At 42.4% G+C, this 15,216-nt stretch carries 14 protein-coding genes and 2 tRNA genes; 15 read left to right on the forward strand and 1 reads right to left on the reverse strand.

Going from position 1 to position 15,216, the window contains the following annotated elements:
• The first annotated feature begins 1 nt into the window (after position 1).
• The 6 genes from NMM13_RS05905 to NMM13_RS05930 all read left to right on the forward strand — a co-directional run bounded on the left by NMM13_RS05905 (position 2) and on the right by NMM13_RS05930 (position 4,105).
• Complete coding sequence (locus NMM13_RS05905) at positions 2-280, forward strand: DUF1294 domain-containing protein (RefSeq protein WP_045759385.1); 279 nt, start codon at positions 2-4, stop codon at positions 278-280.
• A 24-nt stretch (positions 281-304) separates the two neighbouring features.
• Positions 305-1,687 (forward strand): 3-isopropylmalate dehydratase large subunit, encoded by a 1,383-nt coding sequence (gene leuC, locus NMM13_RS05910; RefSeq protein WP_254736853.1) that lies wholly within the window; start codon positions 305-307, stop codon positions 1,685-1,687.
• A gap of 11 nt (positions 1,688-1,698) precedes the next feature.
• A complete protein-coding gene (gene leuD, locus NMM13_RS05915; RefSeq protein WP_045759387.1) occupies positions 1,699-2,289 on the forward strand; it encodes a 3-isopropylmalate dehydratase small subunit in 591 nt (196 codons plus the stop codon).
• Positions 2,290-2,387: 98 nt separating this feature from the next.
• Entirely contained in the window at positions 2,388-3,173 is a 786-nt protein-coding gene (locus NMM13_RS05920) for an L-threonylcarbamoyladenylate synthase (RefSeq protein WP_003003291.1), read from the forward strand.
• Positions 3,174-3,449: 276 nt separating this feature from the next.
• Positions 3,450-3,638, forward strand: coding sequence for a hypothetical protein (locus NMM13_RS05925; RefSeq protein ID WP_254728070.1), 189 nt, complete (start codon positions 3,450-3,452; stop codon positions 3,636-3,638).
• Between the two features lie 56 nt (positions 3,639-3,694).
• On the forward strand, positions 3,695-4,105 hold the full coding sequence (locus NMM13_RS05930; RefSeq protein ID WP_254728071.1) for a hypothetical protein: 411 nt from the start codon (positions 3,695-3,697) through the stop codon (positions 4,103-4,105).
• A 57-nt stretch (positions 4,106-4,162) separates the two neighbouring features.
• Here NMM13_RS05930 and plsY read toward each other — a convergent pair whose 3' ends face one another.
• Complete coding sequence (plsY, locus tag NMM13_RS05935) at positions 4,163-4,807, reverse strand: glycerol-3-phosphate 1-O-acyltransferase PlsY (protein WP_254728072.1); 645 nt, start codon at positions 4,805-4,807, stop codon at positions 4,163-4,165.
• A gap of 187 nt (positions 4,808-4,994) precedes the next feature.
• On the opposite strand from plsY, the gene parE reads away from it, so the two are divergent.
• From parE to rpsA, 9 genes are all read left to right on the forward strand, one after another.
• On the forward strand, positions 4,995-6,944 hold the full coding sequence (parE, locus tag NMM13_RS05940) for a DNA topoisomerase IV subunit B (protein WP_254728073.1): 1,950 nt from the start codon (positions 4,995-4,997) through the stop codon (positions 6,942-6,944).
• Positions 6,945-7,935: 991 nt separating this feature from the next.
• Complete coding sequence (locus NMM13_RS05945) at positions 7,936-8,448, forward strand: hypothetical protein (RefSeq protein WP_254728074.1); 513 nt, start codon at positions 7,936-7,938, stop codon at positions 8,446-8,448.
• The gene (locus NMM13_RS05950) at positions 8,438-9,256 is read left to right on the forward strand and encodes an aminoglycoside 6-adenylyltransferase (RefSeq protein ID WP_254728075.1); all 819 of its coding nucleotides are present in this window, start codon (positions 8,438-8,440) and stop codon (positions 9,254-9,256) included. The genes NMM13_RS05945 and NMM13_RS05950 overlap by 11 nt, the downstream gene beginning before the upstream one ends.
• Before the next feature lie 204 nt (positions 9,257-9,460).
• The gene (parC, locus tag NMM13_RS05955) at positions 9,461-11,914 is read left to right on the forward strand and encodes a DNA topoisomerase IV subunit A (protein ID WP_254728077.1); all 2,454 of its coding nucleotides are present in this window, start codon (positions 9,461-9,463) and stop codon (positions 11,912-11,914) included.
• Between the two features lie 175 nt (positions 11,915-12,089).
• Entirely contained in the window at positions 12,090-13,112 is a 1,023-nt protein-coding gene (locus NMM13_RS05960; protein WP_070594550.1) for a branched-chain amino acid aminotransferase, read from the forward strand.
• 236 nt (positions 13,113-13,348) lie between these two features.
• Entirely contained in the window at positions 13,349-13,579 is a 231-nt protein-coding gene (locus NMM13_RS05965; protein WP_049473022.1) for a DUF2969 domain-containing protein, read from the forward strand.
• Between the two features lie 52 nt (positions 13,580-13,631).
• Positions 13,632-13,712, forward strand: a tRNA-Tyr gene (locus NMM13_RS05970).
• A gap of 9 nt (positions 13,713-13,721) precedes the next feature.
• Positions 13,722-13,793 (forward strand) — tRNA-Gln (locus NMM13_RS05975).
• A gap of 168 nt (positions 13,794-13,961) precedes the next feature.
• On the forward strand, positions 13,962-15,161 hold the full coding sequence (gene rpsA / locus NMM13_RS05980) for a 30S ribosomal protein S1 (RefSeq protein ID WP_003011990.1): 1,200 nt from the start codon (positions 13,962-13,964) through the stop codon (positions 15,159-15,161).
• Positions 15,162-15,216: the final 55 nt, after the last annotated feature.

Below are 15,216 nucleotides of genomic sequence, written 5' to 3' on the forward strand. Positions count from 1 at the left end.
GATGACTTGGAGAGATCGCTGTTTAGTTGTTATTGCTATTTGGAATAGTATCGTATTTCTGACCTATGGTTTAGATAAACGAAAAGCTATCCAAAACAGGTGGCGGATTCCTGAAAAGGTCCTGTTACTTGAGAGCTGGGTGCTTGGTGGATTCGGAGCTCTACTAAGTGGATATCTCTTTCACCACAAGGTGCGGAAATGGTATTTTCAAGCCACCTGGTGGGGCAGTAGCCTTCTTTTAGCAGGTGCCCTCTTTCTAATCCTTCAATGGATTTCTTAACAACAAGATAAATGGAGAAAGATGATGAGTGGAAAATCTATCTTTGATAAACTTTGGGACCGCCACGTGATTACAGGAGTGGAAGGGCAACCCCAACTCATGTATGTGGACCAACACTACATCCACGAAGTGACGAGTCCGCAAGCCTTTCAAGGATTACGGGACGCAGGACGCAAGGTCCGACGACCTGATTTAACCTTTGGAACCTTTGATCACAATGTTCCAACGGTCAATATTTTTGATATTCGAGATGTGATTTCAAAAGCCCAGATTGATAAATTAGCTGAGAATGTGGTGGACTTTGGGATTGATCATGCTGCCCATGGTTCTGCTAAGCAAGGAATCGTTCATATGGTGGGCCCTGAAACCGGTCGGACCCAGCCTGGGAAATTTATTGTCTGTGGAGACAGCCATACCGCAACCCACGGAGCCTTTGGTGCCATTGCCTTTGGGATTGGAACCAGTGAAGTGGAGCATGTCTTTGCTACCCAAACCATCTGGCAAGTCAAACCAAAGAAAATGTTGGTTGAATTTACCGGAACCCCACAAAAAGGGATCTATTCAAAGGATTACATCCTAGCTTTGATAGCGCGCTACGGTGTTGCATGTGGAGTTGGCTATGTCGTAGAGTATCGGGGAGAAGCAATTGATCGCTTGACCATGGAAGAACGCATGACCATCTGTAACATGTCGATCGAGTTCGGGTCCAAAATGGGGATCATGAATCCAGATGAGACGACCTTTGACTACCTCCGGGGACGCGAATGTGTGCCAGATGATTTTGAGGCCGCAGTAGCTGATTGGAAGACTATAGTCAGTGATGACGATGCCGTTTATGATAAGGTCATCCGTATGGATGTATCTGATCTTGCTCCGATGGTGACTTGGGGGACCAATCCTTCTATGGGAGTGGACTTCGAGACTCCTTTTCCAGAGATTCGCGACATGAATGATGAACGGGCTTATCATTATATGGATCTTGAACCTGGCCAAAAACCAGCAGACATTGAATTAGGCTATATCTTTATCGGTTCTTGTACCAATGCGCGTCTCAGCGATTTGGAGTTGGCAGCCAAGTTTGTGAAAGGCAAAAAAATTGCGCCAAACTTAACTGCTATTGTGGTACCTGGCTCTCGTCCGGTTAAGCAAGCCGCTGAAAAATTAGGCTTAGACAAGATCTTCGTGGATGCGGGCTTTGAATGGCGTGATCCAGGATGTTCCATGTGTCTAGGAATGAACCCAGACAAGGTTCCAGATGGGGTCCACTGTGCCTCTACTAGCAACCGGAACTTTGAAGACCGCCAAGGATTTGGGGCTAAAACCCATCTCTGTAGCCCAGCAATGGCTGCTGCAGCAGCAATCGCCGGCCGCTTTGTCGATGTGCGCCAAATGCCAGAAGTCGAGTAAAAGGAGGAAGCATGGAGAAATTTACCATTTATACAGGAACTACGGTTCCTTTGATGAACGATAATATTGATACCGACCAAATCCTCCCCAAGCAATTCTTAAAGTTGATTGATAAAAAAGGCTTTGGGAAATACCTCATGTATGCTTGGCGCTATTTGGATGACCAGTATACTGAGGATCCAGATTTTATCTTTAACAAGCCAGAATATCGCAAGGCGACCATTTTGATCACTGGTGACAATTTTGGGGCTGGTTCCTCTCGGGAGCACGCAGCCTGGGCTTTAGCCGATTATGGCTTTAAAGTCGTTATCGCCGGATCCTTCGGAGATATCCATTACAATAATGAGCTCAATAATGGCATGCTACCGATTGTCCAACCGCTAGAGGTTCGTCAAAAATTGGCAAGTTTGAAGCCGACAGATCCAGTGACGGTAGATTTGGAAGAGCAGAAGATCATCTCGCCTGTTGGAGAGTTTCGCTTTGAGATCGATCAAGATTGGAAGCACAAATTGCTCAATGGTTTGGATGATATCGGGATTACGCTTCAGTATGAAGACTTGATCGCAGTTTATGAGAAGAACCGGCCAGCTTACTGGCAATGATAAAATTGTATACCGAATTGCGAATTTTCTGAAAATATATTGAATTTGAGACTATTTTTTGATACAATACTAAAAAGAATAGAAAAGGAAAGAGACTTATGACAAAACACATTCAATGGGACGGACAACTTTCACAAGAAGGATTTGATATTCTTAAAGGAGAGGGTGGCTGTATCGTCTGCCCTACCAAAGTTGGCTACATCATCATGACCAGTGACAAGGCTGGCTTGGAACGTAAATTCGAAGCCAAAGAACGCAACCGCAACAAACCAGGTGTGGTTCTCTGCGGAAGCATGGATGAACTTCGTGCCCTTGCGCAATTGAATCCTGAAATCGAAGCCTTCTACCAAAAACATTGGGATGAAGATATCTTGCTTGGTTGTATCCTTCCGTGGCGTGAAGATGCCTATGCAAAATTGCAAGCTTTTGGAGATGGACGTGAAGAACTCATGACAGACGTTCGTGGAACTTCATGCTTTGTCATCAAATTTGGTAAAGCTGGTGAGCAAATCGCCAAAGAAATGTGGGAAAAAGAAGGCAAAATGGTTTACGCTTCTTCAGCCAACCCTTCCGGTAAAGGAAACCGCGGGAAGGTCGAAGGAATCGGTGAGCGCATCGAAGGTGCCGTGGACTTGGTTATCGAAGCCGATGATTATGTAGCTTCTATCCAACCAGACAAGACCATTGAAACTCGCTATGAACAAGGTGTGATGGTCTCTATGGTTGATGCCGAAGGAAAACTCATCCCAGAACAAGGAGCAGGTAGCCGTTCTGTCAATACTTGTCCAGTCGTGATCCGTAAGGGATTGGATATCGATAAGATCATGATGCACTTATCTGATCATTTCAACTCTTGGAACTACCGCCAAGGGGAATACTATTAAGAAACAGAAAAAAGCATTCCATTTGGAATGCTTTTTTTGTGAAAGGATAAAAGGTGGTATAATAAAGTCAAACGATGTTCCAATAGAAGGGGAAGTGGTATGGTCTCCAGAAAAGCATTTATCGATAAAGCTAATCAGGAAGGTTTTTCCTTCAATATCCAAATCCCATGGTGGACGTACAATAACTTCAAGTCATTAGTTTGGAGAAAAAGGCTCTCTGAGGAGCAACTCTATCAGATCTTTCTTTTACTTTGTAGAGAGGTAGAAGACCGGCAAATGAAAGTAGTAGAGGATAAGAGGAAGTATCAGACCGGATTTTATGTAGTGGCATGCAATGGCCGGGAGTTTCGCTTTGAGTTTGCTTTTAAAAAGAACCAAGAACTAAGAGTTTATAATCTCTTTGAGACCGTCAATGGTCGTAAGAAACTCACCCTGATGGATCTGCTTGACTACATAATGGATTGAATGTGTATAGAAACAATAAGGGTTCACTACAGATTGATAAAAGAAAGAGTAGTTCTATGATTTCAAGAGATGCATTTTTAGAAAGAATCAATCAGGAGGGATTTTCATTTAGCATTGAAATCCCGCGCAGAAATTTTTCGGATTTTACATCATTGGTTCGGAGAAGAAGAATTTCAGAAGAAGACCTCTATCAGCTGTTTTATAACTATTGTCAGGAGCTAGAAAACTGTTTGAAAGAAGCAGGGGAGACACGACGCTTGCTCTTCAATAAATTTCCAGTTAGTCCTGTTCATGATAAATATAAAACAAAATTTGATACAGTGGCACCGAATAGACGCGAATTCCGCTTTGAGTTTGTCTTTAGCAATGACAATCGTTTAAAAGTTTATCACATGATCGAAACTGTTAATGGTCGTAGGAAAAAAACACCTATGGAAATACTGATGGACCTAGTCGATGCTTTATAATGAGGATCTGTTCAAAAGTATAAGGGGGATCAAATCAAAAAAACTAGAGCGCTTGCTCTAGTTTTTTGGTTGTTGATGGGTGATGTTTTTTCCCCATGGGATGAGATTTTCTTTTTTCTCCTTGATCCGTTGGATATTGTCCTTGTGACGAAGAATGATCAAGGTTGCTAGGGCCAAGACAATGACTGTAAAAAGCGGATCATAGCTGTGCAAGATCCATCCAGTCAATGGGAGAAGGAGGACAGATAGAATGGCGAGTAGCGCAACGGTAACACTCGAAAACGAGATCATACTGGTTAAATACAGGCTGGCTACAAAATACACAGCTAAAATGAGTAGTAGGATAGGCGAGAAGCCAAGTAAGACACCAGCACTTGTCGCCACTGCTTTTCCCCCCTTGAATCCAGCAAAAATTGGAAAAGTGTGACCTAAAACAGCTAAGAGACCAAAGACCATCGGTGAGATCCCCTGAATTCCGAAGAAAGTCGGAAGGAGAACGGCTAAAGTCCCTTTTAAGAAATCTATCGCAAAGACGATGATCCCTGCTTTCTTCCCTAAAATCCGAAAGGTATTGGTCGTTCCTGTATTGCCCGAGCCATGTTCCCGTATATTAATATGGAAAAAGATTTTCCCAATCCATAATCCCGAAGGAATGGAGCCTAATAGATAGGCTAAAATTAAAACACTTATTTCTTTTATCATACTTTCATTATAACAAAAAGCCATCAATAGAAAAAGCAATTTTTGGAGTTCAAGTGTGACATCTGAAGAAAGTGCTCAGCCAGTATTTTATACTGAGATATAGAAATCTCCATATAAAGAGAAAAAATTTTGCAAAATTTCCTAAAAAACTGTAATATAGAAAAGATGAACAAACAGGAGGTTCCTTGTGGCAAAAAAGGAAATCAATATTAATAATTATAATGACGATGCCATTCAGGTACTAGAAGGGTTGGATGCAGTCCGTAAACGTCCAGGGATGTATATCGGATCGACCGACGGAAATGGCTTGCATCACATGGTCTGGGAGATCGTGGATAATGCGGCCGATGAAGCCTTGTCTGGCTTTGGATCACAAATCGATGTAACGATTAATAAAGATGGTTCTCTATCGGTAGAAGACCAGGGACGTGGAATGCCGACCGGGATGCATGCTATGGGTAAACCAACCGTTGAGGTGATCTTTACGGTCCTCCATGCCGGAGGGAAGTTTGGTCAAGGAGGCTATAAGACATCTGGAGGTCTTCACGGAGTGGGATCTTCTGTTGTCAATGCCCTTTCTAGCTGGCTAGAGGTAGAAATTACGCGTGATGGAGCTGTCTACAAGCAACGTTTTGAAGATGGTGGAAAACCAGTTACAACCCTCGAAAAGATCGGCTCTGCTCCCAAGTCTAAGACAGGGACCAAGGTCACCTTCATGCCAGATCCAACCATCTTTTCAACGACGGATTTCAAATTTAATACCATTGCTGAGCGAATCAAAGAATCAGCCTTCTTGCTGAAGGACGTGACGCTGACGCTGACCGATCTTCGTAAGGAAGAAGACAACCATGTGGCCTTTCATTATGAAAATGGTGTCCAAGATTTCGTAGAGTACTTGAACGAAGACAAGGAAACTTTGACACCTGTTCTTTACTTTAGTGGCGAATCAGATGGTTTTCAGGTAGAAGTGGCCATGCAATACAATGATGGCTACTCAGATAATATCTTGTCCTTCGTTAATAATGTCCGCACCAAAGATGGGGGAACCCACGAGACAGGTCTGAAGACAGCCATTACCAAGGCTATGAACGACTATGCAAGAAAGACAGGACTCCTCAAAGAAAAAGACAAGAATCTGGAAGGATCAGACTACCGCGAAGGTTTGTCAGCTGTTCTTTCGATCTTGGTTCCAGAGGCCCATTTGCAGTTTGAAGGACAAACCAAAGACAAATTAGGAAGTCCCTTGGCTCGTCCGGTAGTAGATAGCATTGTTTCTGATAAATTGACCTTCTTCCTCATGGAAAATGGGGAGTTAGCCTCTAATCTGATTCGAAAGGCTATTAAAGCCCGGGATGCGCGTGAAGCCGCTCGAAAAGCGCGGGATGAAAGTCGAAATGGTAAGAAGAGCAAAAAGGACAAAGGACTTTTGTCTGGTAAATTGACACCAGCCCAGTCTAAGAATCCTAAGAAAAACGAACTCTATCTAGTCGAAGGAGACTCAGCCGGCGGTTCTGCTAAACAAGGACGGGACCGGAAGTTTCAAGCGATTCTTCCCCTTCGTGGGAAGGTGCTCAATACTGAGAAGGCCAATATGAGTGATATCCTCAAAAACGAGGAAATCAACACCATGATCTACACCATCGGTGCTGGAGTTGGGGCAGATTTCTCAGTGGAAGATGCTAACTACGATAAGATCATTATCATGACCGACGCGGATACGGATGGTGCCCACATTCAAACCCTCCTCTTAACTTTCTTCTATCGTTATATGCGTCCTTTGGTAGAAGCTGGGCATGTCTACATCGCGCTTCCTCCTCTTTATAAGATGTCGAAAGGCAAAGGAAAGAAAGAAGAAGTAGCCTATGCTTGGACAGATAGTGAATTAGAAGAGTTGCGTCGGACCTTTGGCCGTGGAGCAACCCTTCAACGCTACAAAGGGCTGGGGGAAATGAATGCGGATCAGCTTTGGGAAACGACCATGAATCCAGAAACCCGCACCTTGATCCGTGTTACCATTGATGATTTAGCGCGTGCAGAACGCCGTGTCTCCGTCCTCATGGGAGATAAGGCGGCACCACGTCGTCAATGGATTGAAGATAACGTTAAGTTTACTTTGGAAGAAACGACAGCGTTTTAAGGAGTGCGAGTGATGGCTCTATACATAGGTTTTATTTTGTTAGTCTTTTTGTCCTCCATTTATCTTGCAATTAACATGAATCGTCGAAGAATTAGACTATTAGGGTTGTTTGCACCGGTAGTCTTTACTCTATGTATGCTTAAGGTACTAGAATCCAATATTAGGCTCCCAGAATCCGGTGCTTTAGAAGCGGGCATTCTCATGTTTTTATATGGATTTCCCTTGATAATTGGATCCTTAATCTTTACACTGATTCGTTTGTGTTTCGTCTATCAGAAAAAAATCTGGAAGGCATTATTGATTTTTATATCCTATATTTTGGGTCCCCTGCTTGTAGGTGCCTTGGCCATATATGTGGAATTCGTATTTCAGATCGATCATTTCATTTACGTAGTCATTTTTTCGATGATTCTGGTCTCCTATCTTCCTCCTATTTATCTCTACTTTTTCGACCGAGATCAATAGAAGTTAGCTAGGAAGGGAAAAATTATGGATTTTTTAATTACTACATTCAATCATTTTTACCAATTGTATATTGTCTTGTTTCTATCCATCTTCATTGCCTTTTGGATGAATTGGAAAAAGAAAAATTTTTATGGCTTGTATTATCCAATTTGTTTAACAGTCATGACTTATTGTGTCGTACAATTTGATTCATTCGACGTTGTTGAGAGGGCTCTTCCCTTCATGCTAATAGTCTTTGCTGTTCAACTAATGGTAATAGTCCTAGGTGTTCCCTTGGTGGTAATTGCCTTGCTTTATCACGTCATACGATTATTTTCAATTTTTCCTAAATATGGATGGAAAATCATCCTGATCATCTTCGCTTATCTAGTAAGTGCGGTCCTTTTTTACAGGGTTATGGCTAGTATACCGGAAGAGTTTTTGCAACACCGAAGCATGATGATAAGGTTAATGTTCCTGTCTCTTTTTCTATCTTATTTGCCAGCCATATTTTTGATCATTAGCCAGAATCGTAAGAAGGTGTGAAATGAATGATTTATTATTTATGATTAGTATGTCTCTTAGTTTTGTACTCCCATTGATTGCTTTGGCTATTGCTTTATTTATTGAAAGGCAATTAGATAAAAGGAAAAAACCATTTTTTGGTCTCTTTTTTCCTATTATGCTATGTCTGACAATATATGAACACGGGTTAATAAAATTTCAGGATACTGCGACAAGTTTGGAAGTTGGAGCTGTTCTCTTATTTTTCTGTTATCCCTTGTTGCTTATAGCGCTTCTTTATAGTGGAATTCGTCTCTATCTTGTCTATAAGGATAGAGTGTGGAAAGTAATTGGCATTGTCTCCTATTATCTAGTTGCCAGTTGGATTGCTTTTTGTACTCCTAGTGAGCACTTTATGACTAATTTAGGTCGCATGCGACTGCTAGAAGTAGCTATATTGATTGGATTCTTTCTCCCATCTCTTTATCTTTATTTAGACAAAGACCAACAATTCCAAGCATCCTATAGCGGTGAAGGAGTAGAAGATGAGTACTGATACAGAAATGATGGACCTGATCTTGCAGATAGCTGAGTCCTTGCAAGTGGAAGCAGTGGCCTTATCCGGTTCGCGATCCGATATCCACTCTCTAAGAGATGAGTTTCAAGATTATGATGTGGTTTATATTGTTGAGAATCTGGAGGACTTGATATCTGATTTATCTTGGCTAGACCAGTTTGGAATACGGCTGATTGAACAGCACAATGTCCTTGGACACCGTCGTCTTTACCTCATGCTCTTTGAAGACGGCAACCGTATCGATTTGACCCTCTGTCCCAAGGAGCACATTCAAGAGTGGGTGGACAGCGAAGCAAATTTTGAAGTTATAAAGGACGACAAAGGCTTATTTGAAGCCTATCAGCCTAATTTCAAGCGCTACTGGACCGCTCCTCCTACTGAAGAGGAATTTGCAGCATCCTGCAATGAATTTTGGTGGGTATCGGCTTATGTTGTCAAGGCCATTCGAAGAAATCAGCTGATCTATGCGACCGATCACCTCTATGGCATTTGTCAGCAAGAACTCCTCAAGGTCTTAGCTTGGCAGGTGACAAGCGATAGGGGAGTAGTTGACATCGGAAAGAACTACAAGTACCTCTTCCACTATCTACCAGCTGAGCAAGAGAAGGAGTTCTCAGCTTTGCTTGATTTATCTAGTTTCGATAAAATCACTCATTCTTTATTTGCTACCATGAGGTTATTCGATGGTGAAGCGCAAGAATTGGCCCAAAAGATGGGATTTACTTACGATAAGGAAGTAGCAGAGAAAATGATTTCTTATGCTAAAGAGAAACTTTCTAATCGTTAATGAATCTATTTTAAACTAAAAAAAGGATCCTTTGGTTGCTTGTGGTAACCGATTGCCTTTTTCTACAAAAGACTACTCAACATTCTTTGAAAGGAGTTGAACATGCCCTAAATACTGTGTGAAAAAGATAAATTCTTTTGTGAGCATCGCTCACTGCAAGAATTTCCTATTTTCACTTTGTATTTTACGGGCTTTGTATCTTATATGAGTAATATCCAAAATATGTCTTTAGAGGACATCATGGGAGAGCGCTTTGGTCGCTACTCCAAATACATTATTCAAGAGCGGGCCCTTCCTGATATTCGGGATGGCTTGAAACCAGTTCAACGGCGGATTCTTTATTCTATGAATAAGGATGGCAATACCCATGACAAGGGCTACCGCAAGTCTGCCAAGTCTGTCGGAAATATCATGGGGAATTTTCACCCTCACGGGGATTCTTCTATCTATGATGCCATGGTCCGTATGTCTCAAGACTGGAAGAACCGCGAGATCCTAGTCGAAATGCACGGAAACAATGGCTCCATGGACGGTGATCCACCAGCGGCCATGCGTTATACGGAAGCGCGTTTGTCTGAAATCGCAGGTTATCTTTTGCAAGATATCGAAAAGAACACAGTGCCGTTTGCCTGGAACTTTGACGATACAGAAAAAGAGCCAACTGTTTTGCCGGCAGCTTTTCCAAACCTTTTGGTCAATGGGGCTACGGGGATTTCAGCTGGTTACGCGACAGATATTCCGCCACACAACCTTGCTGAAGTCATCGATGCCGTGGTCTACATGATCGACCATCCATCTGCCAAGGTAGACAAGCTCATGGAGTTTTTACCTGGACCTGATTTTCCAACAGGTGCCATTATTCAAGGACGAGATGAGATCAAGAAAGCCTATGAAACTGGTAAGGGCCGGGTAGTTGTTCGCTCTAAGACAGAAATCGAGCAACTCAAAGGCGGTAAGCAGCAAATTGTGGTTACCGAGATCCCTTATGAGATCAACAAGGCTGTTTTGGTCAAGAAGATCGATGATGTTCGTGTCAACAACAAGGTGGCCGGTATCGCTGAGGTTCGGGATGAGTCTGACCGAGATGGTCTTCGTATTGCCATTGAGTTGAAGAAAGATGCCAATGCAGACTTGATCTTGAACTACTTGTTTAAGTACACAGATTTGCAGGTCAACTACAACTTCAATATGGTGGCAATTGACAACTACACACCACGTCAGGTGGGGATTGTGCCAATCCTGTCTAGCTACATTGCTCACCGTCGGGATATCATTGTCGCTCGCTCGCGCTTTGATAAGGAAAAGGCAGAACGACGCCTCCACATCGTAGAGGGCTTGATCCGCGTCATTTCCATTCTCGATGAGGTCATCGCCTTGATCCGCGCTTCTGATAACAAGGCAGATGCCAAAGAAAACCTCAAGGTCAGCTACGATTTCACGGAAGAACAAGCAGAAGCTATTGTTACCTTGCAATTGTATCGCTTGACCAATACCGATATCGTCACTTTGGAAGAAGAGCATGCCAGTCTCAAGGAGCAAATCGCGACCTTGGCAGCCATCATTGGGGATGAACGGACTATGTTTAACCTCATGAAGAAGGAATTGCGTGAAGTCAAGAAACTCTTTGGCAATCCGCGGCGTAGTGAGTTGCAAGACACTGCTAAAACGATTGAGATCGATACAGCTAGTCTGATCGTTGAAGAGGAAACCTTCGTCAGCGTGACCCGTGCGGGTTACATTAAACGGACCTCTCCTCGTTCCTTCAATGCGTCGACAGTGGAAGAAGTCGGTAAGCGGGACGACGATGAATTGATTTTCGTAGAGCCTGCTAAGACCACTCAGCATCTCTTACTCTTTACCAACTTGGGGAATGCCATTTATCGACCAATTCACGAATTGACAGATACCAAGTGGAAGGATATCGGAGAGCACCTCAGTCAGACCTTGACCAATTTTGAGCAAGAGGAAGAAATTCTCTTTGCGGAGATTGTGGATCGGTTTGAGGGAGTAACCTACTTTGCGGCAACTCAACAAGGACAAATCAAGCGCTTTGAACGCAAGGAATTGAGCCCATGGCGGACTTATCGTTCTAAATCGACTAAGTATGCTAAGCTAAAAGACCAAGACGACCGTATCGTAGCAGTTGCGCCAGTTGTCCTTGAAGACATCATGATTATTACCAAAAATGGGTATGGGTTGCGCTTCAATATTGAGGAGGTCCCTGTCGTAGGAGCCAAAGCAGCAGGGGTCAAAGCCATTAACCTGAAAGACGGAGATCAAGTTGCTGCCGCCTTTAAGTCAACGACTCCAAGCATGTACATTCTGACTCAACGAGGCAGTCTCAAACGGATGTTACAAGACGATATTCCTGTGACCAGTCGGGCCAAACGGGGACTACAGGTCTTGCGTGAGTTGAAAAATAAACCACACCGCGTCTTCAAGGCAGGTCCAGTTTTCACGGACCAGGGAGATTTTGATCTCTTTACGAGCCAAGAAGAAGTGGCAGAACAAGATCAAATCCTTCAGATCACTTCCACAACAGGTCAGGTGACAGAAGTTGATTTGACACAATTAAGCATTTCTGAAAGAACAAGCAATGGATCCTTTGTCAACGATACCATTTCGGATCAAGAAGTTTTTTCAGCTACTATCAAATAAGAGAAAGCGTCGGTCCATTCTAGGACTGACTTTCTTTGAAAATAAATTTTCTGAAAATTGAAAATTTCGCTTGAAATTCTCATGAAATGGTGTACAATAGTGTACATAGATTGAGAAACTGAATCGACCTGCATCAGATCGACAAGGAATAGAAAAAATTAAAAGGAGCACTATCATGACAGTATCACTTGATTGGGAAAACCTTGGCTTTTCATATATGAAATTACCTTATCGCTATTTGGCACATTATCGCAATGGAGCTTGGGAAAAAGGGGAATTGACAGAAGATGCGACTTTGCATTTGTCCGAATCTTCTCCAAGTTTGCATTACGGTCAGCAAGCCTTTGAAGGGTTGAAAGCCTACCGTACAAAAGATGGAAGCGTCCAATTGTTCCGTCCAGATCAAAATGCTAAACGTTTGCAACGTACAGCAGATCGTTTGTTGATGCCTCAAGTTCCAACGGATATGTTTGTGGATGCTTGTAAGGCAGTTGTAAAAGCAAATGAAGAGTATGTTCCACCGTATGGTACAGGAGCTACCCTTTACCTTCGTCCTCTTTTGATCGGTATTGGAGATATTATTGGCGTAAAACCAGCAGATGAGTATATCTTTACTATCTTTGCCATGCCTGTCGGTAACTACTTTAAAGGTGGTTTGGTTCCAACGAACTTCTTGATTCAAGATGAGTATGACCGTGCTGCACCACATGGTACTGGGGCTGCAAAAGTTGGTGGGAACTACGCAGCTAGTATGTTGCCAGGTAAGATTGCGCATGATCGTAACTTCTCTGACGTGATTTATCTCGATCCAGCGACGCACACCAAGATTGAAGAAGTTGGTTCTGCAAACTTCTTTGGAATCACTGCTAATAACGAATTTGTGACGCCATTGAGTCCTTCTATCTTGCCATCGATTACCAAGTATTCTTTGCTTTACTTGGCAGAACACCGTCTTGGTATGACACCAATTGAAGGGGATGTCTTTATCAATGACTTGGATCGCTTTGTAGAAGCAGGAGCTTGTGGTACCGCAGCTGTCATCTCTCCAATCGGAGGTGTTCAACACGGGGATGACTTCCATGTTTTCTATTCTGAAACAGAAGTAGGACCTGTCACACGGAAACTCTATGACGAGTTGACCGGTATCCAATTTGGCGATGTCGAAGCACCAGAAGGATGGATTGTCAAAGTCGATTAAACCGAAAGCATCTGAGATCAAAGTGTCCAGGCTTCAATGAGAACAAGTCTTAACGAAAAGACGTAGTAGCTAATGTTTCTCTTCATTCGCTTTTAGGAATAGAAGGGTGACGAATGACTCTTGCGGGGGTGGGATAAAGAAGGAATTTCTAACTAAATTCTTTCTGACCCACTCCCTTTTCTCTTGCGTCATCAAGAGAATTTTTGTAAAATAGAAAAAGTGAAAAGAGGGTTGAAATGAGTAAAAAAGATAAGAAAATTGAGATTCAAATCGTTGATAGTAAAGTAACCGTCGGGAAAGACACTTTTGATGGATTCACTTTGTCCATTGGAAAGAAAACGATTGGTGAAATTGCAGACATGTCTGGTCAATTTGCCATTATCAAAAATGGAAATGTGGATTCTCTTTACAAAAAACTTGAAAAAGCCGTTGAAATTTTAATAGAAAATTATAATTTGAATAAATAAGGGCTTGCAATCATAGTAAATCAATGGTATAATAGATCCTGTTGATTTATATGGAGAGATAGCGAAGAGGCTAAACGCGGCGGACTGTAAATCCGCTCCTTCGGGTTCGGGGGTTCGAATCCCTCTCTCTCCATTTCATCCATGGGGTATAGCCAAGCGGTAAGGCAAGGGACTTTGACTCCCTCATGCGTTGGTTCGAATCCAGCTACCCCAGTTCTTAGGTAATATCAGATAAGTGATAAAATATCTATCCAGGTATTTTATTTCTTTATAGGATGAGTCGTTAAAGATTGTAGTTGATCTCATTGCGAGTGCTTGCTTAGGAAAAATAATTATAAGTATGTCAAGTTTTAGAAAACTTGATTGTTGGAGGATTTTTTAGATGAATGAATTTGAAGATTTGCTAAACAGTGTTAGCCAAGTTGAACCAGGTGACGTTGTTACTGCTGAAGTATTGACAGTTGACGCGAACCAAGCTAACGTTGCAATCTCTGGAACTGGTGTCGAAGGTGTCTTGACTCTTCGCGAATTGACAAACGATCGTGATGCTGACATCAACGACTTGGTAAAACCAGGTGAAACACTTGAATTGCTTGTTCTTCGTCAAGTAGTTGGTAAAGATACTGATACAGTAACTTACCTTGTATCTAAAAAACGTTTGGAAGCTCGCAAAGCATGGGACAAATTGGTTGGACGTGAAGAAGAAGTTGTTACTGTTAAAGGAACTCGCGCTGTTAAGGGCGGACTTTCAGTAGAATTTGAAGGACTTCGTGGATTTATTCCAGCTTCAATGCTTGATACTCGTTTTGTACGTAACACTGAACGTTTCGTAGGTCAAGAATTTGATGCTAAAATCAAAGAAGTAGATCCAAAAGAAAACCGCTTTATCCTTTCACGTCGTGAAGTTGTTGAAGCTGAATCAGCTGCAGCACGCGCAGAAGTATTTGGTAAATTGAACGTTGGTGATGTTGTAACTGGTAAAGTTGCACGTATCACAAGCTTCGGTGCTTTCATCGACCTTGGTGGTGTTGATGGATTGGTTCACTTGACAGAATTGTCACACGAACGCAACGTATCACCTAAATCAGTAGTAACTGTTGGTGAAGAAATCCAAGTGAAAGTTCTTGACTTGAACGAAGAAGAAGGTCGTGTATCACTTTCATTGAAAGCTACAACACCTGGACCTTGGGATGGCGTAGAACAAAAATTGGCTGCTGGTGATGTTATCGAAGGAACTGTTAAACGTTTGACTGACTTCGGTGCATTCGTTGAAGTATTGCCAGGTATCGACGGACTTGTACACATCTCACAAATTTCACACAAACGTGTTGAAAATCCAAAAGATGTTCTTAAAGTTGGACAAGAAGTAACTGTTAAAGTTCTTGAAGTAAATGCTGCAGATGAACGTGTATCACTTTCTATCAAAGCTCTTGAAGAACGTCCAGCTCAAGAAGAAGGCGAAAAACAAGAAAAACGTCAATCTCGCCCACGTCGTCCAAAACAAGAAAAACGCGACTTTGATCTTCCAGAAACTCAAACTGGATTCTCAATGGCTGACTTGTTTGGCGATATCGAATTGTAATATTCAAAAAGCTTACCTCTCGGTAAGCTTTTTTTACTTGTAAAATTCTCGAGAA

The organism is Streptococcus sp. CF8_St5-11, assembly GCF_024295625.1.
Lineage (GTDB): Bacteria > Bacillota > Bacilli > Lactobacillales > Streptococcaceae > Streptococcus.

Excerpts from the sequence above, each read along its gene's own strand:
- NMM13_RS05905 (WP_045759385.1), top strand. The coding sequence starts at position 2 with ATGACTTGGAGAGATCGCTGTTTAGTTGTTATTGCTATTTGGAATAGT.
- NMM13_RS05930 (WP_254728071.1), top strand. The coding sequence starts at position 3,695 with ATGATTTCAAGAGATGCATTTTTAGAAAGAATCAATCAGGAGGGATTT.
- leuC (WP_254736853.1), top strand. The coding sequence starts at position 305 with ATGAGTGGAAAATCTATCTTTGATAAACTTTGGGACCGCCACGTGATT.
- parC (WP_254728077.1), top strand. The coding sequence starts at position 9,461 with ATGAGTAATATCCAAAATATGTCTTTAGAGGACATCATGGGAGAGCGC.
- NMM13_RS05950 (WP_254728075.1), top strand. The coding sequence starts at position 8,438 with ATGAGTACTGATACAGAAATGATGGACCTGATCTTGCAGATAGCTGAG.
- plsY (WP_254728072.1), bottom strand. The coding sequence starts at position 4,807 with ATGATAAAAGAAATAAGTGTTTTAATTTTAGCCTATCTATTAGGCTCC.
- NMM13_RS05925 (WP_254728070.1), top strand. The coding sequence starts at position 3,450 with ATGAAAGTAGTAGAGGATAAGAGGAAGTATCAGACCGGATTTTATGTA.
- NMM13_RS05945 (WP_254728074.1), top strand. The coding sequence starts at position 7,936 with ATGAATGATTTATTATTTATGATTAGTATGTCTCTTAGTTTTGTACTC.
- NMM13_RS05920 (WP_003003291.1), top strand. The coding sequence starts at position 2,388 with ATGACAAAACACATTCAATGGGACGGACAACTTTCACAAGAAGGATTT.
- rpsA (WP_003011990.1), top strand. The coding sequence starts at position 13,962 with ATGAATGAATTTGAAGATTTGCTAAACAGTGTTAGCCAAGTTGAACCA.
- NMM13_RS05960 (WP_070594550.1), top strand. The coding sequence starts at position 12,090 with ATGACAGTATCACTTGATTGGGAAAACCTTGGCTTTTCATATATGAAA.
- leuD (WP_045759387.1), top strand. The coding sequence starts at position 1,699 with ATGGAGAAATTTACCATTTATACAGGAACTACGGTTCCTTTGATGAAC.
- NMM13_RS05965 (WP_049473022.1), top strand. The coding sequence starts at position 13,349 with ATGAGTAAAAAAGATAAGAAAATTGAGATTCAAATCGTTGATAGTAAA.